The 21,095-nt window shown below is 57.0% G+C and carries 16 protein-coding genes; 11 read left to right on the top strand and 5 right to left on the bottom strand.

Translation table 11 applies throughout. The features are described 5' to 3' along the window. Positions 1-7 precede the first annotated feature (7 nt). Positions 8-586 carry a ubiquinol-cytochrome c reductase iron-sulfur subunit gene (gene petA, locus ACTJK5_RS02610; protein ID WP_062426384.1) on the bottom strand — a complete coding sequence of 193 codons (579 nt, stop codon included), beginning with the start codon at positions 584-586 and terminating at the stop codon, positions 8-10. 310 nt (positions 587-896) lie between these two features. On the opposite strand from petA, the gene ACTJK5_RS02605 reads away from it, so the two are divergent. Next, positions 897-1,847, top strand: coding sequence for an endonuclease/exonuclease/phosphatase family protein (locus ACTJK5_RS02605; protein WP_440611776.1), 951 nt, complete (start codon positions 897-899; stop codon positions 1,845-1,847). Between the two features lie 362 nt (positions 1,848-2,209). Continuing rightward, positions 2,210-4,534: a methyl-accepting chemotaxis protein gene (locus ACTJK5_RS02600; protein ID WP_440612552.1), complete on the top strand. Its 2,325-nt coding sequence runs from the start codon at positions 2,210-2,212 to the stop codon at positions 4,532-4,534. Positions 4,535-4,691: 157 nt separating this feature from the next. On the opposite strand, the gene ACTJK5_RS02595 is transcribed toward ACTJK5_RS02600, so the two are convergent. The 3 genes from ACTJK5_RS02595 to ACTJK5_RS02585 form a co-directional block, all read right to left on the bottom strand. Next, the gene (locus tag ACTJK5_RS02595) at positions 4,692-6,554 is read right to left on the bottom strand and encodes an ABC transporter ATP-binding protein (protein ID WP_440611775.1); all 1,863 of its coding nucleotides are present in this window, start codon (positions 6,552-6,554) and stop codon (positions 4,692-4,694) included. A 239-nt stretch (positions 6,555-6,793) separates the two neighbouring features. Further along, on the bottom strand, positions 6,794-8,722 hold the full coding sequence (locus ACTJK5_RS02590; RefSeq protein WP_440611774.1) for a methyl-accepting chemotaxis protein: 1,929 nt from the start codon (positions 8,720-8,722) through the stop codon (positions 6,794-6,796). A gap of 209 nt (positions 8,723-8,931) precedes the next feature. Next, positions 8,932-10,788 carry an ABC transporter ATP-binding protein gene (locus ACTJK5_RS02585; RefSeq protein WP_440611773.1) on the bottom strand — a complete coding sequence of 619 codons (1,857 nt, stop codon included), beginning with the start codon at positions 10,786-10,788 and terminating at the stop codon, positions 8,932-8,934. Between the two features lie 415 nt (positions 10,789-11,203). Here ACTJK5_RS02585 and ACTJK5_RS02580 point away from each other — a divergent pair, with 415 nt between their 5' ends. Both ACTJK5_RS02580 and ACTJK5_RS02575 read left to right on the top strand, forming a co-directional pair. After that, a complete protein-coding gene (locus ACTJK5_RS02580; protein WP_313555460.1) occupies positions 11,204-11,665 on the top strand; it encodes a tRNA (cytidine(34)-2'-O)-methyltransferase in 462 nt (153 codons plus the stop codon). 190 nt (positions 11,666-11,855) lie between these two features. Next, the gene (locus ACTJK5_RS02575; RefSeq protein ID WP_440611772.1) at positions 11,856-13,508 is read left to right on the top strand and encodes a Na/Pi cotransporter family protein; all 1,653 of its coding nucleotides are present in this window, start codon (positions 11,856-11,858) and stop codon (positions 13,506-13,508) included. Positions 13,509-13,687: 179 nt separating this feature from the next. Here ACTJK5_RS02575 and ACTJK5_RS02570 read toward each other — a convergent pair whose 3' ends face one another. Further along, entirely contained in the window at positions 13,688-13,963 is a 276-nt protein-coding gene (locus ACTJK5_RS02570; protein WP_062440259.1) for a hypothetical protein, read from the bottom strand. A gap of 186 nt (positions 13,964-14,149) precedes the next feature. Here ACTJK5_RS02570 and hemF point away from each other — a divergent pair, with 186 nt between their 5' ends. The 7 genes from hemF (at position 14,150) to ACTJK5_RS02535 (ending at position 21,033) form a co-directional block, all read left to right on the top strand. Then, on the top strand, positions 14,150-15,061 hold the full coding sequence (hemF, locus tag ACTJK5_RS02565) for an oxygen-dependent coproporphyrinogen oxidase (RefSeq protein WP_440611771.1): 912 nt from the start codon (positions 14,150-14,152) through the stop codon (positions 15,059-15,061). A 132-nt stretch (positions 15,062-15,193) separates the two neighbouring features. Then, complete coding sequence (locus ACTJK5_RS02560; RefSeq protein ID WP_440611770.1) at positions 15,194-15,460, top strand: hypothetical protein; 267 nt, start codon at positions 15,194-15,196, stop codon at positions 15,458-15,460. A 140-nt stretch (positions 15,461-15,600) separates the two neighbouring features. Further along, positions 15,601-16,332 (top strand): helix-turn-helix transcriptional regulator, encoded by a 732-nt coding sequence (locus ACTJK5_RS02555; protein WP_062598695.1) that lies wholly within the window; start codon positions 15,601-15,603, stop codon positions 16,330-16,332. A gap of 449 nt (positions 16,333-16,781) precedes the next feature. After that, positions 16,782-18,569 (top strand): methyl-accepting chemotaxis protein, encoded by a 1,788-nt coding sequence (locus ACTJK5_RS02550; protein WP_440611769.1) that lies wholly within the window; start codon positions 16,782-16,784, stop codon positions 18,567-18,569. Next, entirely contained in the window at positions 18,569-19,039 is a 471-nt protein-coding gene (locus tag ACTJK5_RS02545; protein ID WP_440611768.1) for a chemotaxis protein CheW, read from the top strand. Before ACTJK5_RS02550 ends, ACTJK5_RS02545 begins: the two co-directional genes overlap by 1 nt. A gap of 135 nt (positions 19,040-19,174) precedes the next feature. Then, positions 19,175-20,707 carry a putative bifunctional diguanylate cyclase/phosphodiesterase gene (locus ACTJK5_RS02540; RefSeq protein WP_440611767.1) on the top strand — a complete coding sequence of 511 codons (1,533 nt, stop codon included), beginning with the start codon at positions 19,175-19,177 and terminating at the stop codon, positions 20,705-20,707. 137 nt (positions 20,708-20,844) lie between these two features. Further along, positions 20,845-21,033: a DUF1059 domain-containing protein gene (locus ACTJK5_RS02535; RefSeq protein WP_312807878.1), complete on the top strand. Its 189-nt coding sequence runs from the start codon at positions 20,845-20,847 to the stop codon at positions 21,031-21,033. Positions 21,034-21,095: the final 62 nt, after the last annotated feature.

The following is a 21,095-nucleotide window of genomic DNA, read 5'->3' as shown; positions in this document are numbered from 1 at the left end:
TGTCCCCTTATCCGATTCTGATCACGGTATCGGATGTGAATGCGAAGGTCGGAATATGCAGGTTTTCCGGCGCCGGACCTTTGCGAATGCGGCCCGCCGTATCGTAGTGCGAGCCATGGCAGGGACAGAACCATCCGCCGAAATCGCCCGCCTGACCAAGCGGAACGCAGCCGAGGTGGGTACAGGAGCCGATCATGACGATCCAGTTTTCCTTGCCCTGACCGGCCGAGCGGTCGATGTCGGTGGCCTGTGCATCGGGCGCAAGGTTGGCGTTGCGGGCAACCGGATCCTTCAGCTGAGCCAGTTGAACGGCATTGGCTTCCTGAATTTCCTTCTCGGTGCGATTGCGGATGAAGATCGGCTTGCCGCGCCACTTCACCGTCAGCGACATGCCAGGCTCGACGCTGGCAACATTAACTTCGATGGAAGCGAGTGCGAGCGTGGATGCATCGGGACGCATCTGGTCGATGAAAGGCCATGCAACGGCGGCGGCGCCAACGGCACCGGCCATACCCGTCACAAGGTAAAGAAAATCGCGACGGGTGGGCTCACCCGACGCGTCATGGTCATTTACGTGCTCGCTCACCGCTACACCATCCTCTGCGCTAATTTCGTTGAAAATCGCATGAGTCCTCCCGCTCCGATTTGATCCAAGACAAACTCCATCCCCAGCGTCTTGGTCATGCATGCGCGAAGATAAAATCGCGCTTATATGTGTGATCGCAAAATATGCCCGACCTTGGCAAGAGGAAAGCACACAAAGCTGCCGTAATTTCGCCTTGAGCCGCATCTTTTTCGTCGGTTTTTGTCAGCCGACTGTCGATCCTGCAACATTGTGTGTTTGAGTGGCCCATGCTAATCGACATGCGGGAGAGCGAAGAGACGGGAATTTACGCGTGAAAGCACGGCTCACCTGCATCGCCTCGACTGCGATCATTGCGGCGCTTTTTTCCATAAGCTTCAGATATATCTATGATTTCTGGCTGCTCGCTTTCGTCACCAGCTTCCAGCTTCATATAGCGCTTCTGGCGTCGTTTGCCTCGGCAATCTGCCTTTGGGCATTGCGCTCGCGGCTGTTTGTCGCCCTTCTGGCCTGGTCGCTGGTTCTCACTGCGCATGGCGTCATCATGCAACAGGATTTCTCCACAGACGGGATTCATTCGTCATCGGCCAAGCCGTTCCGGCTGTTGTCCTTCAATGTGCTGAGAGAAAACCGCAGAAGCGCCGAATCAATTGCCGATGCCATCGTCGCCTCGCAGGCGGACGTGGTCTACGTCATGGAAGCAGCGGCCCTGCGAAGCGTCCTCCCCCGGCTTTCCCAGATCTATCCCTATCGTTTGGGTTGCGGCATCGCTGTCAGCGACTGCGATCTTCTGATGCTGTCGAAAAGACCGCTCATCGATGGCAAGACCGGCAGCCTCAGCTACGTCAGCCAGGAACGGGCAGGCCTTGCCCATATCGACCTTGAGGGCGTAACGCTGACGCTTGCGCAGGTTCATCTGACAAAACCGTACTTCGACAAATATCATGGCGAAGAACTGAGCAAGCTTTCAGACATACTGGGCAAGATAGAGGGACCACTCATTCTCGGTGGTGATTTCAACTCCGCCAGCATCGTCCCCGATATGAGGGAGTTCATGGCGCAAACGCGCCTCGAGAAAGCGCCGTGGGAACCGGCAACATGGCCGATCCGCGCCGGACGCTTCGGCATCGCCATCGATCATATCTTCGCTCGCAAGCCAGCGACGCTGATGAGCGTCAAGCGTCTGCCAGACAATTTCGGCTCGAACCATTACGGGCTGATTGCCGACTTCATGATTGCTGCCAAGACAGTCGACAGCGACTGACACCTCGCTCTATTCGAAAATCATCGACATTCAAATTATATCTAAGGGAATCTAAGTATTTCCCGGAATTTACTTATTCGGGAATCGGCACAGCTGACTTTTGCTGCCCCGCCTGATCGTTAAAAAAACGGCACAAATCCAGGCAACGTCCGTCTTACTTTTCGTCCCAAACAAGGAAAGTGAATTCCTCATCTCGCCCCACTAAAACAAAGCACGGCGACCCTGCGTTTAACAATACGCAATACAATTAATTATTTTTTTAAAAATTATAAGTAATAAATACTCCGTAATATCGTCTCGCGCCTATGTGGTCAGCTTAGACGAATGTAGAAATTGTTTACCCATCCTGGGAGAGTTCTGTGCTGGTTCCAAAAACTGCAATTGCCCGAAATATGTTTGCTATTGTCGCCACCGGGGTTGCAACCACCGTAGCAACGGCAAGCATTCTGCTTTGGATGTCGTATCGCACGGTCGAGGAGCGTTCGGTTTCGGAAATGGTTGCCAATGCCCATTCCAGCGCCGAAAAAGTGCAGACCCATTTTGCCAGCATCAAGACGCTCGCCTGGAACATGCGGTCATCGCTTTACGCAATGAAGCGGACCGGCACGCCGAACCGCGATGGCATGACGGCATTCATGGAACGTCTTCTTTCGGACAATACTGCATTCGGCCTCAGCACGGGTTGGGAGCCCAACGCCTTCGACGGCAAGGACGCAGATTACGTAAACAAGCCGGGTCACGACGCGACGGGTCGCTTCATTCCTTATGTCGCGCGCGTCGATGGTAAGGTCACGCTCATGCCGCTGGTCGACTACGAAAAGCCCGGCGATGGCGACTACTATCTGGTGCCGAAGTCGAACGGCAAGGACATGCTCACCGAACCCTACGACTACAAGGTCGGTGACAAGGTGGTCAACATGACCTCCTTCATGACGCCGGTGATGATTGACGGCAAGTTTGCTGGCGTCGTTGGCGTCGATAGCGCGCTCGACGCTCTGGCCAGCGAGATGGCTAAGTTGAAGCCGTTGGGAGCGGGTTATGTCGCACTGCTGAGCCAGAAGGGCAATATAGTCAGCCATCCAGACAAGGCTACGCTGGGCAAGGCGCTTAGGGATTCCGGTCTGGATGCACAGGCTTGGCAGGCTTTGATCGCCAATCCGGAAGAGCCGCTGGAGATCGCCGACAAGGATGGTACGCCCTATCTCTCGGTCGCGGTCCCGGTTCCACTTGCTGAAGGCGCCACATGGTTTACCGTCGTCAGCGTTCCGAAAGCTGTCGTCTTCGCCGAGGTCACATCGCTTGCTATAACTTCCATTATCATCATCGCGACTGCCGCTGGGCTAATGGTAGTCGTAGGCTGGTTGCTGGCAACGCGCATGCGCAAACGTCTGGACAAAGTTATCGTAGCCACCAGCGAAATCGCTCGCGGCAAAACGGATGTCGATCTCTCGCAATCAGTTCACAAGGATGAAATCGGCGAGATGGCCCGTTCGCTGGCTGTGCTGCGCGATGCGACCCTCGCCAAGACCCGCCTGGAGGCCGAGGCCGAACGTGACCGCGCAATAAGCGAAGCAGAACGTCGCGAGCGCGCCGAAGAAGCTGCCGAGCGCGAGCGTCAGACGCGTGCCGCCGTCGAAGCGCTGGCCGAAGGCCTGAACAAGCTCGCAGAAGGTGACATGACCCACAGGATCGATACCGCCTTCGCAGGCTCCCTCGATCAACTACGCCATGATTTCAACGCTGCAGTGATGAAACTCCAGGCCGCCCTGCGCTCGGTTGGCGATAACGCCAATGCGATCCGCGCCGGTTCGTCGGAAATTCGATCGGCCTCCGACGATCTGGCCAAACGTACGGAACAGCAGGCGGCATCTGTCGAGGAAACTGCGGCAGCCTTCGAGGAAATTTCCACGACACTGCGTGATGCCACCAAACGCGCCGAAGACGCAGGCGTGCTTGTCGAGCAGACAAGGCTCGGTGCGGAGAAGTCGGGAGCAGTTGTCCAGCGTGCCGTGGACGCGATGTCCGGCATCGAGGCCTCATCTAGAGAAATTTCCAACATCATCGGCGTCATCGATGAAATCGCCTTCCAGACGAACCTTCTTGCGTTGAACGCAGGTGTGGAAGCCGCACGTGCTGGCGAAGCAGGCAAGGGCTTTGCCGTCGTTGCCCAGGAAGTGCGCGAACTGGCGCAGCGCTCTGCCAATGCCGCCAAAGAGATCAAGGCGCTGATTACCAAATCAGGAACCCAGGTGACATTGGGCGTGGAACTTGTTGGTGAGACCGGCAATTCCCTGCTTCAGATCATCAACCAGGTTCAGGAAATCGACCGGAACGTCACAGCGATCGTCTTGTCGTCACGCGAACAGTCGACGGCCCTGAAAGAAGTCAGCGAAGCGGTCAATAACATCGATCAGGCAACGCAGAAGAATGCTGCAATGGTGGAAGAACAGACCGCCGCGAGCCACTCGCTCGCAAGCGAGGCAGATGAGCTGACCCGGCTGATATCGCAGTTTCGGATCGGGAACACTCAGGTTTCCGAGGCAGCACGTCCGGTCGCCGCCTCAGCAACGGAACATCGCCCCATCGCCTCCGCTGCCCGCGCACTCGGCAACCGTCTCGCCAGTGCCTTTGGCGGCGGCAGAGCCACAGCGTCCAATGCGGCAGCAAAAGAGTGGGAAGAATTCTAATATCTGCAAAACAGAGCAGCAGGGCGGGCTCTGCGAGCGACCGCCCTTTTTTTGCTCATACGATAGTGGCAAAGCTTGAAATGAGAATGGAAGTCATGACGCAGCGGAGCCGCATCTAACCGACGCGTCTCGGATGCCCGGGACTGGGCTCAAGATCTTATTCTCCTTCAGCATCCAGAAACCCACCGGACTGACGCGCCCAGAGGTCCGCGTAAAGCCCGCCGCTCGCTACCAGTTCGCTATGGGTACCCTGTTCGACGATCCGCCCGGCATCCATCACCACCAGCCTGTCAAGCGCGGCGATCGTTGACAGACGATGCGCGATCGCCAGTACCGTCTTGCCCTTCATCAACGCGTCGAGGTTGCTCTGGATCGCCGCTTCCACTTCGGAGTCGAGCGCAGACGTTGCCTCGTCCAGAATGAGGATCGGCGCGTCTTTCAGCATCACACGCGCAATCGCGATGCGCTGACGCTGACCACCGGAAAGCTTGACGCCTCGTTCGCCCACATGGGCATCGAAGCCCTTGCGGCCCCGCTGGTCTTCAAGCCGCGCAATGAAATCGTCGGCCTGCGCCCGACGTGCGGCTTCCAGCAACTCCTCCTCGGTCGCGTCCGTGCGGCCGAACATGATGTTGTCGCGAATGGAACGGTGCAGAAGCGAGGTATCCTGCGTGACCATGCCGATATGGGCGCGCAACGTCTCCTGTGTCACATGCGCAATATCCTGCCCATCGATCAGGATGCGCCCCTGCTCCACGTCATAGAAGCGCAAAAGCAAATTGACGAGCGTCGACTTGCCGGCGCCCGAGCGCCCCACGATGCCGACCTTTTCGCCGGGCGCGATGGTGAGGTTGAGATGATCGATGACACCCTTGCCGCGTCCATAGTGGAAGCTGACATCATCGAACTGGACGCTCGGCGTCGTCACCTCGAGCGGCTTTGCATCCGCCGCATCGACAAGGCCGATTGGCTGCGAGATCAGTTCGGCGGCGTTCTGCACCGTGCCGAAATTGCGCATGATGCCGTTGAACTGCGTCATCAGCCGCCCAAGCAGGAAGTTGAGCCGCAGCACCAAGGCAAGTGTGAAGGCCACAGCACCGGAGCTGATCTTGCCGGATAGCCAGAGATCGATGCAAAGGGCGGCCATCGACGTGATCATGATGCCCGATAGCAGCGCCATGGACGCCCGGACCCCCGTGATGAAGCGGGTAAAGGTCATGGTGGTGCGCTGGAAGGTATCGAAGCCTTGGCGCATATAGCGGTCATTGGCATCAGCGCGGCCAAAGAGACGCAGTGTCTGGATGTTGCTATAGGCATCCACCATGCGCCCGTTCAGCATAGAGGCGGCTTCCGCAGTTTCGCGAGAATGGAAGCGAATGCGCGGCACGAAATAGCGCGCCAGCATGGAGAAGATGCCGACCCAAAGCACCACAACCAGTCCAAGCCGCCAGTCCAGCCCGCCGATCAGGAAGAGCATCGATACCGAATAGATGCCGACAAACCAGACGCTTTCCATCAGCGAGGTGACGAGGTCGCCCGCCGCCTGCCCGCCCGACCAGACCTTGGTGACGATACGACCGGAGAAATCGTTCTGGAAGAAGCTCAGCGATTGCCGCGCGACATGCATATAGGACTGCCAGCGCACGAGATTGTAGAAACCCGGCGTGATGATCTGCTGATCAACGAGCGCCGTCAGCATGGTGACGACGAAGCGCACCACAGCGATCAGGAACAGCATTCCGATCAGTTCATAGCCGTGGCTCGCCAGCAGGCCAGACCAGCCATCGCCCGGCTTGACGGTCGAGAGAATATCAACGAGCCGCCCGACGAACCAGAAGAGCGCCGCTTCGATCGCAGCCGTCAAACCGCCAAGCACCAGCATGGCAAAGAACGGCGCCTTGGCCTGACGGAGATAGAACCAGATGAAAGCGAATGCGCTTTCCGGCGGCCTCAGATCGTCCTTGCGGGCGAAGGGCTCGATCCAGTTTTCGAAATGGTGGAAAACACGCGTTATGATCATATTGATTGTATAGGCGGATTCTTGAGAGGAGCAAAGAACAGCGTCGATTGTATTTTGGTAATGCGGGCCACATCATCTCGGAACACGTCTACATGAGAAGCGCGATGCGGGACATACGGCGCTTCAATGAAAAAGGGCGGGAGATGTTCCCGCCCAAGACATCGGTGCGACAGATCGAAATCGATTTCGCAATGACACGGAGCTTTACGATGTGCTGCCCGTGCGAGGTAGCGCTCAGGTCAAAACTCCGTCCAGTTGTCTGGCGCAGCCGCTGCTGCTGCCGAACTCCTGCCTGAAAAGGCCGAGGCAAGCCGCTGGCCGAGCGCTCGTGCTGGAGAAGGCTGGCCCGGTTGACGAGGCGCCTGCGCGGGCTGCGCTACGATGCGCGTTGCCGATCCATCGTCGAGCTTGAACTGTGACAGAAGCTCCATGAGCGACGCAGCCTGCGATGCAAGACCGTAAGACGCGGCGCTCGATTGCTCAACCATCGAGGCATTTTGCTGCGTACCCTGATCCATCTGGTTGACGGCAGAGTTGATTTCGGAAAGGCCGGTAGACTGTTCTTTAGCTGATCCGACGACCGCCGCCACGTTTCGGTTGATCTCCTGTACTTCGGCAACGATGGCCTCGAGCGCCTGGCCGGTTTCGCCCACCAGATCCACACCGTCGCGCACCTGCACACCGGATTTGGTGATCAGCGTCTTGATTTCCTTGGCAGCGCTCGCGGAGCGTTGGGCAAGCTCACGAACCTCCTGCGCGACAACGGCAAAGCCCTTGCCGGCCTCACCCGCCCGTGCAGCTTCCACACCGGCGTTCAGGGCCAGAAGATTGGTCTGGAAGGCGATATCATCGATCACGCCGATAATATTGCTGATCTCGTTCGACGAATTTTGAATTTCCGTCATGGCGTTGACGGCCTTGCGTACGATTTGACCCGAGCGCTCGGCGCCGGCACGGGTTTTGGCAACCAGTTCGCCAGCCTCGCTCGCCTTGATGCTCGAGTCCTTCACCGCAGTCGTCACCTGTTCCAGCGCTGCGGCGGTTTCCTCGACCGACGCCGCCTGCTGTTCGGTTCGTCTTGCGAAATCGTCCGTGGCCGAGCGGATCTCCTTGGCACCTGCATCGATCATCCGGGCATTTTCACCGACGGAGCGGAGCGCTGCCTGTAATTTCTCGACGGACTGATTAAAGTTGACGCGAACGCCGTCCAATTGGCCGACGAATGGTGTCTCAAGTCGGAATGTCATGTCGCCATTGGAAAGATGCGTCAGTCCGTCGGCCAGGCCGTCAACCGCAAACTTTACGGCAGCGGCTTCCTGCGCCTTCTGTTCCTCCCGGGCTCGACGTTCTTGCTCGCTCAGGTGGCGATTGGCATCGGCTTCCTTTTCAAGCCGCTCGCGCTCCAGCGCGTTGGTGCGGAACACCGAAACGGCAGTCGACATATCGCCGATCTCGTCCGCGCGCGAACCATGCGGTACTTCACGGGCCGTATCGCCAGCGGCAAGCGCCTTCATCGCATTCGTTATGTCGGTGATTGGCCGGGCAATACGGAACAATGACAGGAACCCCGCGCAGGTGGCGATAATGACCACCGCTGCGACCGCGGCTATCGTCGTTTTCATCGCCATATCGGACGTGTCTTCCAGTGTTTGGTACGATTGTCTCGCCAGCACCTTGTTGGCGGCAATCAAAGCGTCGATGCTCTTGGTAGATGCATCCGCAGCAGGGTTCATTCTGTCTGCGCGCAGTGCGACCGCCTCATCCACTTTGGAAGTGGCGAGAAGATTGACAAGTTCACCGCCCGCAACTTCGTAATCTCCGACAGCCTTCGAAAGCTCCCCGAAGATGCGCTTCATTTCCGGAACGACCACCGTAGAGCCATAGGCATCGAATGCCTTCTGCCGTGTTGCGATTGCAGCCTGGATAGATGCCGACGCCTTTTGGACCTCTTCGGGCGTCCTCGCACCGAGAAGAAGGGCATATTGGCGACGAACGTCGCCAAAACTGCGGTCCATATCGCTGATGAGAAGAGTGCGCTGCATGCGGTTCGCAAGTCCCGAGCCCTCCGCCTCCATCACACGCATGGAATAGATCGCCAGCGCCCCCTGTATTGCACCCAAACCAATCAACACAGAGAACAAGACAGGCAAAAGTACCTTAATTTTCATGTTGAAGAAACGCACGACACCCCCCGATGTTAGACCACATAGCTCCCGCAAAGGATAGTTTCACAACAATAAAGAAGATTGTTAAAAAATAAGTTATTGACAAATATCAAAATTGGGGAACTTTTTACAAAAAAATGGCTCGCACTTCATCGAATGCGAGCCATATACTTAGTACTACTTATTATAGAAGCATGAGATGTCGAGGCGTTCTATTCGCCCGCCTCTTTCATCTCGGGTTCCTCGTCCGCGATGAAGCCACCGGACTGGCGCTGCCACAGATCGGCATAGATGCCGCCATGGGCCACCAGTTCGGAATGCGTTCCGGCCTCCACGATCTTGCCCTTGTCGAGAATGATCAATCGATCCATCTCGGTCAGTGTCGAAAGCCGATGCGCGATCGCAATCACCGTCTTGCCTTCCATCAGCGCAAACAGGTTTTCCTGGATGGCCTGCTCGACTTCCGAGTCCAGCGCAGACGTCGCCTCGTCGAGAATGAGGATCGGCGCATTCTTCAGGAACACACGCGCAATCGCGATACGCTGACGCTGACCACCGGAAAGCTTGACGCCGCGCTCGCCAACCTGCGCATCGAGCGCGTGGCGGCCATGCATGTCCACCAGCGTTTCGATGAAGTCCCAGGCATTGGCACGTTTGGCCGCAGCGATGATCTCCTCGTCGCTTGCGCCCGGATGACCATAGGCGATGTTGTCGCGAATGGACCGATGCAGAAGCGAGGTATCCTGCGTCACCACGCCGATCAGGCTGCGAAGACTGTCCTGCGACACCTGCGAGATGTCCTGCCCGTCAATGGTGATCCTGCCGCCTTCCAGATCGTAGAAGCGCAACAGAAGATTCATCAGCGTCGTCTTGCCGGCACCGGAGCGCCCGACGAGACCGACCTTTTCACCCGCCTTGATGTCCAGCGTCAGCCCATCGATGACACCCTTGGACTTTCCGTAGTGGAAACGAATGTCGTCGAACAGGATTGCGCCCTTGTGTGCGCTTAAGCTTGGTGCGTTTGCGGCATCGACGATATCGTGCGGCTTGGTCATCATCGACATGCCGTCATAAACGGTGCCGATGTTTTCAAAAAGCGCGGTCACTTCCCACATGATCCACTGCGACATGCCGTTGACGCGCATGGCAAGGCTGATGGCAATGGCGACCGAACCGGCGGTCACCGAGCCCTGCATCCAGAAATAAAGACCAAGGCTCGCCGTCGAGAACATGACGATCGCATTGTTGATGTCGATCAGCATGTTGAAGCCGGAAATCTTGCGCATCTGGCGGTGAACGGTTCCAAGGAACACGTCCATGCCCTCACGCGCATAAACCTCCTCGCGCCCCGCATGCGAGAACAGCTTGATGGTGGAGATGTTCGTGTAGCTATCCACGATACGGCCCGTCATCATCGAACGCGCATCCGCCTGTTCCTGCGCCAACCGGCCAAGCTTTGGCACGAAATAGGTCAGGATACACAGATAGATGCCGAGCCATGCGAGCAAGGGAATGACCAGGCGCCAGTCGGCGGCCGCCACCATGAACAGCATCGAAATGACGAAGCTGATCGCGTAGACGAAAACGTCGATGATCTTCAACGCCACTTCGCGGATGGCGAGCGCCGTCTGCATGACCTTTGTCGATACGCGCCCCGCGAACTCGTTGGCGAAGAAGGTCATGGAGTGGCGCAGCAGGTACCGGTGCATCCGCCAGCGCGCGATCATGCCGAAATTGCCGGCCAGCGTCTGGTGCATGGTCATGGTGTGGATCGAGCCCATCAATGGCAAGCCGATCAGAACGAGCGCACCCATGCCGACAAGATGCCAGCCCTCATCCGCAAAGAAGGTCTCGCGGTTGGCGGTGGAGAGCCAATCGACGATGCTTCCAAGGAACTTGTAGAGCATGGCTTCGGCAATCGCGATGCCCATGGACATCAGGCCAAGCAGAAGAAGCCATGGCCATGCCGGCTTCACGTAGTGCCACATGAAGGCAATCAGCGTCTTCGGCGGTGTCGACGGCGTGGACGAAGGAAATGGATCGAGTCGTTTTTCAAACCAGCCAAACATGAGGCTAAGCTCCGAATAGAATACCCCGAAAGAACATGCGCAATGGACATGAAGCGCCACCGCCAGAACGGGAAAACACATGGAACGCGGCCGTAACAGCCACATGACGAAATTTTAAATCGGAAAAATGCGGGAGACCCGCAAAGACACACCTAGGCCTGAAACGGCACTACAAAGGCCGGGAGGCGATATCGATTGTGCTGATCCATCTGAACCTCCTATGGCTGGTGTTGAAGATGAGGCCTTGTAGCTCAAAATATAATCATTGACCAGATGTAAACGGCTGCACATCCAAGATTGTGTCGCGCAATCGCCAGGTTGTGGCGTTTCAGTGACATCAAGGTGGCGCTGCGACTGGTCATCAAGAGCCCTCCATGCTAACCGGCTCGACCTCGTCAAAAACAGGAAGGCCATCATGTCCAACATCAGGATCGCCCTTTATCAGCCGGATATTCCAGGCAATACCGGCACGATCCTGCGGCTTGCGGCCTGTCTTGGCGCCGGCGTCGACATCATCGAGCCCGCAGGCTTCGATATCTCCGACCGCAACCTGAAGCGCGCGGGCATGGATTACATCGCTTCAGCCGCACTCGTTCGCCATGTCAACTGGGAGCGGTTCGAGGAATGGCGGGCCACAACCGGACGGCGCCTGGTCCTGGCGTCCACAAAGGCTGCCCTGCCCTATACGAAGGTGGAGTACCGACCGGACGATATCCTGCTCTTTGGTCGGGAGAGCGCCGGGGTGCCAGGCCACGTGCATGACAAGGCGGATGAGCGGGTTCTGATCCCGATGGTCGAAGGCCAGCGTTCGATCAACGTCGCCATGTCGGCGGCAATGATCACCGGCGAAGTTCTTCGTCAAACATTTTGGCCATAAATTTCTGGAAATTCTGAAAAGATTGTTTCAGAAACCTCTGTACCACTGAACTTTTCGTCCCTATGTTGGTTAGCCAACGAAAGATTTCCCGCTCGATTTCTTCCTGCTCGCCGCACATGCTTGGCGACGAAGACCTCGCGCAAGGCTATTCTTCGATCATGACCGAATAGACGGAAAGGAGTGGCCGCTCATGGAATCCACCATCGTTATCGTCAATTTGCTCGGAGCGGTCGCGCTGCTGCTGTTCGGTCTGACGCAGGTCAAGGATGGCGTCACGCGTGCATTCGGGCTAAAGCTTAGAACCATCCTTGCCACCAGCACCCGCAACGGGCCTCGCTCCTTCGTCTCCGGCTTCTTCGCAACCATCGCGCTCCAGAGTTCTACCGCGACCGCACTCACCGTCGCCTCCTTCGCCGAGCGTGATCTGATCCGCCCGCGCATGGCGCAGATCGTTCTTCTCGGTGCCAATGTCGGCACCGCCGTCACCGCCTGGATTTTCGCAACCGGTGTGGCATGGCTGTCGCCTCTCCTCATTCTGTCAGGCATCGTGCTGCGCAAGGGCAACTCCAGTGCCCGCCAGGGCGGCGGCACGGCTCTGGTCGGTGTCGGGCTGATGCTGCTCTCGCTGCATCTTCTGAGCAATGCCACCGAGCCGATGCGCGCATCACCCGCACTCGGCGCCTTCATTGGACTTCTGGACGACGCCTGGCCGGTTGCGCTGCTTCTGTCGGCAGCCATGGCCTTCTTCTCCTCTTCCAGCCTTGCGATGGTCGTGCTGATCCTGTCGCTGGCTTCGGCCGGCATTCTGTCCACGGGGCTCATCATCGTTCTTGTTCTCGGCGCCAATCTCGGCGGCGCGATCCCGCCGGTCATTGCCACGATGAGCGGCCCTGCCGCCGCGCGGCGCATCACGCTCGGCAATCTCGTTATCCGTGCCATCGGCTGCGCCATCGCCATGCCGCTTGCCTCCTATGGCGCGATGGCGCTGCAACAACTGCCGCTATCGGAAAGCATGCTGCCGGTGGATGCGCATCTGATCTTCAACATTCTGCTGACAATCGTTGCATGGCCGCTCTCAGGCTTCGTATCCGATCTGATGGCAAAGGTCGTACCGAGCGACGTGCAGAGCGATGATGGCCCGCGCTTTCTCGATAAGGACGCGCTCGACACGCCGGTCGTCGCTTTGGCCAATGCCACGCGTGAAGTTCTGGTCATCGGCGATACGATCGAGCGCATGCTGATCCGCGCCGAAAACGCCTTCAAGCACAACGATCTGGCACCGCTTGCCGAAATCGCAATGCTGGAAAAGAAGGTGGACCAGCTACAGCAGGAGGTGAAGATCTACCTCTCGCAGCTTGGCCGCAAGGGACTGGACGAAAATGATGCCCGCCGTTCGATCACGGTCATCGACTACGCCATCAATCTCGAACATATGGGCGACATCATCGAGAAAGGTCTGTGCGAGCAGATCCGCAAGAAGATCCTGAACGGCTTCAAGTTCTCCGATGAAGGCTATGACGAATTGAAGACGCTCTTCGACATGACCATCGAGAACCTGCGCGCCGCCCAAAGTATCTTCGTGACCGGCGACCTGTCGCTTGCCCGGCGACTGATGGAAATCAAGATCGATATCCGCCGCCTCGAAAAGCGCTCCTCAGGCCGTCATCTGGAACGTCTGCGCGACGGCTTGATGGAAAGCCTGCAGACCAGCTCGCTGCATCTCGACATGCTACGAGACCTGAAACGCATCAACGCCCATATCGTCTCGGTCGCGCATCCCATTCTGGATGAAAGCGGCATTCTGGGCGAGAGCCGCCTTCGCACCGCCGAGACGCGGGCGTGAGAGCTTAGCAGCGAGGTTCTTGGGGGCTCTGCCATCCGCGCCACCCATCGCCGTCATCCTCAGGCTTGACCCGAGGATCCATCTTTATCCAACGATCTCATGAGGGTGTGGATCCTCGGGTCAAGCCCGAGGATGACGGCACTGAGTGTGGACAGTCCCGGCAAAACAGCGCCCGCCCCTCAATCGGCAGACGGCAAACGCCGCATGGTGAACTCAATCTGATCGCCTTCCAGCTGCCGCCAGCTTTCCACTTCCGTCCAGTAAGCGGCCTTTGGATATTCCTCGAACCATTCTTTCGCCTTGGCGCGGGCTTCGGCCCGCGTCATGCAAAAAGTCTGGCGCACGAACATGCCGCTTTTCTGATTTTTGGGCACGCCGCCATCGCGGTCGCGGCGGTGCGCGGCGATCCTGCGTTTCAAGCCTTCAAGCGGTGGCGGTCCGGTAAATTTCGTCATGCCAATACCTCTGATGCTCAAAAGATAGTGCGCGACTGCCCGCTTGGCGAGTCGAAATCGCATCCGCAACCCATGGCGATCACCTTTTGTTGGGACGTCATTTCCCTGCGCAAAACCGCTACACACTTCTGATGGAAATGCTCTAAATCGTCAGAACAAAATCGAATCGCATGAAGGAGACCGGATATGGAACGCCCCGTTTTGCCAAAGGGCCTGCCGGACGACATCGAGGACAAGAAGGCGATCGCCAAAGCCTGGTTCGAGAGCCTGCGAGACACGATCGTTGCCTCTTTCGAGACCATCGAGGATGAGCTTCAGGGTCCGCTCTCAGATCAGCCGCAGGGACGCTTCGTTCAAAAGAAATGGCTGCGCGATGAAGGCCAAGGCGGCGGCGGCATCATGTCGATGATGGAAGGCCGGGTGTTCGAGAAAGTCGGCGTCCACACCTCTACCGTTCATGGCGAGTTCTCGGAGGAATTCCGCAAGCAGATGCCGGGTGCCGACGAGGACCCAAGCTTCTGGGCGTCCGGCATTTCGCTGATCGCCCATCCGGTCAATCCCAATGTGCCAGCCGTGCACATGAACACACGCATGGTGGTGACGACCAGCCACTGGTTCGGTGGCGGCGCCGATCTGACGCCGGTCCTCAACCGTCGCCGCACCCAGGATGATCAAGATACGCAGCTCTTTCACCGCGTCTTCGAGATCACCTGCAACCGACACGCGGTCGCCGACTATCCGCGCTACAAGCAATGGTGCGACGAATATTTCTTCCTCAAGCATCGCAACGAGCCGCGCGGCATCGGCGGCATCTTCTTCGACTGGTTGCATCCGGATGAAGACAAGGGCGGCTGGAACGCCAATTTCGCCTTCGTGCAGGATGTCGGGCGCGCCTTCAACCTCGCCTACCCCAAGATCGTACGCGGCAATTTCAATCAGCCATGGACCGAAGAAGACCGTGACGAACAGCTGATTCGCCGTGGTCGCTACGTGGAATTCAATCTTCTCCACGATCGCGGCACAATTTTCGGCCTGAAGACCGGGGGCAATGTGGAGTCGATCCTGTCGTCCCTCCCGCCTGTCGTGCGCTGGCCTTAAAAAAAATCAAGCAATCACGAAAATTTTGATCGTCCTTCGCGTGAAGTGGCGGTTTTTTGAAAAATTGACCCTATCGCAAAAATCGGGCGGTGATAGTCTTTGAGTGCTAGATGGACTGGAGGAGCTATCGTCATGATTACTTCGAACAGCATGCCCATTTCTACGGTTGACGGCAAACAGCCGCGCATCATCCCCACATCAGAACTGATCGACCGGCTGGCCACGGAAATGCGCGAGACGGGAGATCGCGAACTGCCGCTGTCGTTCTATGTCGAGCAGGTGAAGCGCAAGCTGGCCAATGAAAACGCCGCCAATGACGACAAGGTGAATGAGAAGACCGGCCCTGCCGTTGCAACGTCCTTAGTCTTTGCTTGCTGGGCTTTGCCCGAGCAGGGTTGAAGATGACCGATATTTCTGGCGCGCCTCGCTCGCAGGTGCGGCGCGTCAGGATAACACCCCTCATAGTTTCAGCTTAAAATTTCATAGAAAATTAACATCCGCACCCCAGAAACTGGATTTCTGTTTCTAGGAGTTGCGATTTGCCATATTCACGCGCGCTTGCCCCGCAGGAGTTGTTAAACGAGGCCGTTGATCTGAGGTCGGTGCCGACCCGGCGTCATGTGGCACAACATCCTTTCATGGAGAGGCTGCGCAAGGCCGTGCCGTTTGACTTCTTTGCTGTAGCGGGACTCGATTTGGACGGATATCGCTTCGGTAGCGGGTTCTCGATCGACACGGACGTGCCGCCGGCGTTTCTTGATGCCTATTACGGCGACGATCTTCTGAAAGCCGACCCATTCGTTCAAGCCTCCGTAACGGCAACAGATGTCATCATCGACGAGAAGGTTTACGAGCAGGCAGCTCCACCGCAGCGGCTGATCTATCTTGCACGCACCTTCGGCGTTCTGAACCGGACGTTGTTTCCGATAAGGCGTGGCGACGTTGTCTTCGGCGCAATAACCTTCTCGAGAGCGACGCCGTTCGATCAGGATGAAATCAGCTTCCTCAAGGAGCAGGCGGAAGTCACGCATCGTGTGATCACGCGTCCGATCATGGAAAAGTTCTCGGCTCAGACTCTGAAACTGAGCGAGGGCGAAATCGTCTGTCTACGATATGCCAGCCTTGGCAAGACGACGGATGATATCGCGAAATCGAGCGGCTATACGCCCGATACGGTGAACAGCTATATCAAGACGGCTATTCGCAAGCTTGGCGCAGACAATCGTGTTCACGCAATTGCCGAAGCCATCCGCCGCGGTCTGATCCATTAAGGCCGGTCGCGAACTTTCAGGCTCGCTCGCCCTGACTCCAGTTCCGGCTTGATCGGACGGCCTTTTCGCCCCCCCCCAATTCTGCGCCGCCTATTTTATGTCCCTGCGTCAAACGACAGCAGCGGCTCGAAAACTGGAATCGACTTTCGGAAATCACCATGCGTAGATCAAAGAAGATAGAGTTTCTTTGCGCATCCAATACGCCACACGGCGCTCTATGAGCCACTTATTGGGCAAACCGCATAATTTATGAGCAAAAGCTCAATTGCGGATATTGGCATTAAGCCTTTGGCAACAATTGACCCCTAAAACTGGGGGCGACAGGACGAAAGTAGCTCTCAAACAATTGGTCGCCCTGCCTGTATTGCGTTTAACAGCCGTGGCCAAAATGACCGAGATCGATAGGGATCAGGCACCCCATCCTCCGGCAGATAGGGAGTGTCTTGAGAATGATGTCTTTGAGTTTCTCGAACGACGCCAAAGCCGTTTTGGCTGCAATGAGTAAATCGCAAGCGATTATCGAATTCGATATGACCGGCAAAATCCTGACGGCGAATGAGAATTTTTGCAAAGCGCTCGGCTATGAGCTGAGCGAAATCGTTGGCCAACACCACCGCATCTTCGTCGATCCGGCTGAAGCCGCCAGCGCAGATTACAGGCAATTCTGGAGCGAACTCGCCGCTGGCAGGTTCGATCGCCGCCAATACAAACGGATCGCCAAAGGCGGAAAAGAAGTCTGGATCGAGGCATCCTACAATCCGGTGTCGCGCGGCGGCAAATTCTACAAGGTGGTCAAATTCGCAACCGACATCACCGAGCAGAAATTGAAGTCTGCCGAGGATGCAGGCAAGCTCGATGCTCTCTCCCGCTCGCAGGCCGTGATCGAGTTTACACCGACAGGCGAAATTCTGACAGCCAACCAGAACTTCCTGACGGTCCTCGGCTATCAGCTGGCCGAGATTAAGGGCAAACACCACTCCATGTTCTGCGACAAGGCCTATGTCGGCAGCAACGACTACCAGAATTTCTGGGCGCGCTTATCGGCAGGAGAATTTGTCGCAGACGAGTTTCTGCGCATCGGCAAGGGTGGCAGAAAGGTGCACATCCAAGCGTCCTATAATCCGATCTTCGACATGAATGGGAACGTCTTCAAGGTTGTCAAGTTTGCGACAGACGTGACAACTCGCGTAGACAACGTGGACTTGCTTGCGGCGGCGCTACAGAGCGTTGCGGAAGGCGATCTGACACAGCAGCTTTCAACACCCTTCCTGCCGGCGCTTGAGAAACTCCGTATGGATTTCAACATTGCGGCGTCAAAACTCTGCTCAGCAATGGAAGCGGTGTCGGAGAACGCCAGCGCCATAGCGGCCGCATCCCAGGAAATCCGATCTGCCTCTGACGATTTGTCCCGCCGGACGGAACAGCAGGCCGCGTCCGTCGAAGAAACGGCGGCGGCTCTTGAGGAAATAACGACGACTGGTTCGGATTCCAGCCAGCGCGCGCAGGAAGCAGGGCAGCTTGTCCGCAAGACGAAGGACAATGCCGAGCGCTCCGGTCTTGTGGTTCGCCAGGCCGTCGATGCAATGGGCAAGATCGAATCCTCTGCGTCCGAAATTGCCAATATTATTGGCGTCATCGATGAAATTGCCTTTCAAACCAACCTTCTGGCATTGAATGCCGGCGTTGAAGCGGCACGCGCGGGAGACGCAGGCAAGGGTTTTGCCGTCGTCGCGCAGGAAGTTCGTGAACTTGCGCAGCGCTCGGCGAAGGCCGCGAAGGAAATCAAAGGTTTGATCAGCGCCTCGAATGGACACGTCAAGAGCGGCGTGGCTCTTGTTGGCGAGACAGGAAAGGTCTTGGAGGAGATCGTCGGGCAGGTCGTCCACGTCGATGCGAATGTTGTCGCTATTGTCGAGGCCTCAAGGGAACAGGCGACAGGGCTGAAAGAAATCAACACCGCCGTCAACACGATTGATCAGGGTACGCAGCAAAATGCTGCCATGGTCGAAGAAACTTCAGCTGCGGCCCACAGCCTTGCAAAAGAGGCAGAAGCGCTCTTCCAGCTGTTGTCTCAGTTCAAGATCGGCTCAAACGCACCCGCGCGCCGTTCGATGCCAGTGCCTGTATCAGGCGCATCGCGTCCCGTGGCGTCCCAGCCCCGGCAGATGGTGGCAAAGATATCAAATGCTTTCCAAGGCAATGCCGCGATCAAGACTGAAAGTTGGGAGGAGTTCTGATGTCCAACCTTAGGCAAAACATGAACGGTCTGACGACACTCGATATCATCGCCTTCCAGCTTGGGGAGCAGACCTTCTGCATCGAAACGACCTCTGTTCGCGAGATTCGTGGATGGGCCGCCTCGACCCCGCTACCGCATGCCTCGCCAGAGCTTCTTGGGATCATCAATCTGCGTGGGATGGTCATTCCCACGATCGATCTGTCGCGCAAACTCGGAATGCGGTCAGGCGAGACCACGGAGAGGAGCGCCATCGTCGTGGTGGAGGTGAGCGGCACGCCTTTGGGATTGGTGGTGGATCAGGTGACCGACATGCTGTCTGTCACCTCCGATCAATTGCAGCCGACACCGTCCGTTGCCAGTTCCTTCGATAGATCCTGGTGCGCAGGCATCATCACCCACGTATCGGGCATGATCTGTTTTCTCGATCTCCAGGCCATGTTTGCATCAAGTGATGCGCTGGCAGCATGACGCGTTACCGCACGTGCCGAGGCAGAATGCCTTAACACGTCCGCAACGCATATTCGGCAATATACATAAACGTTGGGAGGATGCATTCCCATACGATCGGCATGATGCCATTTCTCAGCGCGAGGCAGAAACGTCATGCCGTCCATGCATCCAAACCGCGCCAAATGGGAGGCGATTGTCTGGCTCCTCGCATTTGCGCTCATCTATGGCGCCGCCTTCTTCTTCGACGGCCACGAAGCCATCGACGCCCTGTTCGTCTCTCAAGAGACCTACAATCTCGATGAGATATTCACCGCGTTGACCACCGCCGGCGGGCTTGGCCTGATTTACTCGGTGCTTCGCATCAAGGACATGCACCGAGAAATCCAACTGCGCGTAACGGCTGAGAAACATGTCGACTGGATTGCCTGCCATGATCCGCTGACGGAGTTGCCGAACAGGAGGTTGCTGGAGGTCGCCCTCTTAAAGCTTCTAACCCTCTCTCAAACGCAGCGAAGTGCGATCTTCAGTCTCGACCTGGACGGGTTCAAGAAGGTGAATGATCTTCTTGGCCACGAGCATGGAGACCAGGTGCTGAAGGTCGTGGCAAAACGGCTCTGTTCGATGTTCCCGGAAGACAATGTCTATCGGCTGGGTGGCGATGAATTTGTGGTGGTGGTCGAGAGAAAGGGCAATCAGGACCTCTCTGCCCTGGGAAAACGCATGGTTGTTGCGATCAGTAAACCCATAGCCATCAATGGCGCGACTGTTGAGATTGGTGCGAGCATTGGATTTGCTCGTATCCCGGAAGACAGCGCCTTCCCCGCAGAAGCCATACAGTACTCCGATTGCGCAATGTATGCGGCCAAGAAAATCGGCCGCAACATCGTCAAGGCATTCGTGCCGGAAATGCAGGAAGAGTTGATCAAGAAAATCCAGATGGAAGCGGACCTGAAGCTTGCCATGAAACTGGGAAAAATCCGCCCGTACTATCAGCCGCTCGTTGACCTCAAGACACAGGAAATTGTCGGCTACGAGGCACTTGCCCGTTGGGAAAGAGAGCCTGGCAAATTCGTTCCTCCCTGCGAATTCATTCCTTTGGCTGAAAACGCTGGACTGATTGTCGAACTGACCGACCAGTTATTCCGCATTGCCTGCCAGGATGCCTTATCGTGGGCTCCTCACACCGTTCTGTCCTTCAATATCTCTCCGGTCCAGCTCAGCGACAGGCTGCTTGGACTGCGTCTCCTCAAGGTGCTTGGCGAGGTCGGTCTACCCGTGCATCGCCTGGAACTTGAGGTCACAGAGAGTGCTCTCATCAACGACGCCGAAACGGCGCGCGAGGTCCTTGACGGTCTCGTCAAATCCGGCATCAAAATCGCTCTGGATGACTTTGGGACCGGCTATTCCAGTCTTTCGCAGCTATCAAACTATCAGTTCAATAAAATCAAGATCGACAGAAAGTTTGTAGCAACATTCGAGGAAAGCGACCGGCAGGAAAAGGTCGTCCGGGCAATCATTGCGCTTGGGATCGGGCTCGGGGTCAAAATCACCGCAGAGGGCATCGAGGACGCATCACAGCTCCGGCGGCTTCAAGACCTCGGATGCGATATCGGTCAAGGCTACCTCCTTGGAAAACCTCGTCCCATCGAGGAGACGTTAGCGATCTCTGAACGACAAATCGCTTGAGCCGATAAAGCATAGGATCAATCGAACGCACGGCGCCTTAGCCGACAACGCCAGGAACATAACCCTGTCGCGACCGTTTGAACCTCAGGCCGGGTGCAACAGTGACCCTGGCCGACAATCCATATAGGGAGGCTGTTATGAGACTTTTCGAATGTGGAACATTGGTGCCCGGTTGTGAGTGGCACACCCGCGCCGATGAAGACGCCGAGGTCATACGCCGCAGCGTCGAGCACATGCGCCAGGCCCATGGCGAAACCATCATCCGCGAAAACATGGTCGAAAACATCAAGGCCCGTATTCGCGATGAAAATCAGGTCGAAGCCTGAGCTTCGACGCGCCCGATTACGTATCACCCCGGACGTTGTCCGGGGTGGGATACATTATGAGC

It is taken from the genome of Agrobacterium sp. 22094 (assembly GCF_052046015.1).
GTDB classification, from domain to species: Bacteria; Pseudomonadota; Alphaproteobacteria; order Rhizobiales; family Rhizobiaceae; genus Agrobacterium; species Agrobacterium cavarae.
Note: the sequence above shows the minus strand (reverse complement) of the source record. Positions and strands in the feature narration are given on the sequence as shown.

Bases quoted from the DNA above. Each gene is read 5' to 3' on its own strand.
- ACTJK5_RS02535 (WP_312807878.1), top strand. From the start codon at position 20,845: ATGAGACTTTTCGAATGTGGAACATTGGTGCCCGGTTGTGAGTGGCAC.
- ACTJK5_RS02595 (WP_440611775.1), bottom strand. From the start codon at position 6,554: ATGATCATAACGCGTGTTTTCCACCATTTCGAAAACTGGATCGAGCCC.
- ACTJK5_RS02585 (WP_440611773.1), bottom strand. From the start codon at position 10,788: ATGTTTGGCTGGTTTGAAAAACGACTCGATCCATTTCCTTCGTCCACG.
- ACTJK5_RS02560 (WP_440611770.1), top strand. From the start codon at position 15,194: ATGATTACTTCGAACAGCATGCCCATTTCTACGGTTGACGGCAAACAG.
- ACTJK5_RS02580 (WP_313555460.1), top strand. From the start codon at position 11,204: ATGTCCAACATCAGGATCGCCCTTTATCAGCCGGATATTCCAGGCAAT.
- ACTJK5_RS02550 (WP_440611769.1), top strand. From the start codon at position 16,782: ATGATGTCTTTGAGTTTCTCGAACGACGCCAAAGCCGTTTTGGCTGCA.
- hemF (WP_440611771.1), top strand. From the start codon at position 14,150: ATGGAACGCCCCGTTTTGCCAAAGGGCCTGCCGGACGACATCGAGGAC.
- ACTJK5_RS02590 (WP_440611774.1), bottom strand. From the start codon at position 8,722: ATGAAAATTAAGGTACTTTTGCCTGTCTTGTTCTCTGTGTTGATTGGT.
- ACTJK5_RS02570 (WP_062440259.1), bottom strand. From the start codon at position 13,963: ATGACGAAATTTACCGGACCGCCACCGCTTGAAGGCTTGAAACGCAGG.
- ACTJK5_RS02540 (WP_440611767.1), top strand. From the start codon at position 19,175: ATGCCGTCCATGCATCCAAACCGCGCCAAATGGGAGGCGATTGTCTGG.
- ACTJK5_RS02575 (WP_440611772.1), top strand. From the start codon at position 11,856: ATGGAATCCACCATCGTTATCGTCAATTTGCTCGGAGCGGTCGCGCTG.
- ACTJK5_RS02545 (WP_440611768.1), top strand. From the start codon at position 18,569: ATGTCCAACCTTAGGCAAAACATGAACGGTCTGACGACACTCGATATC.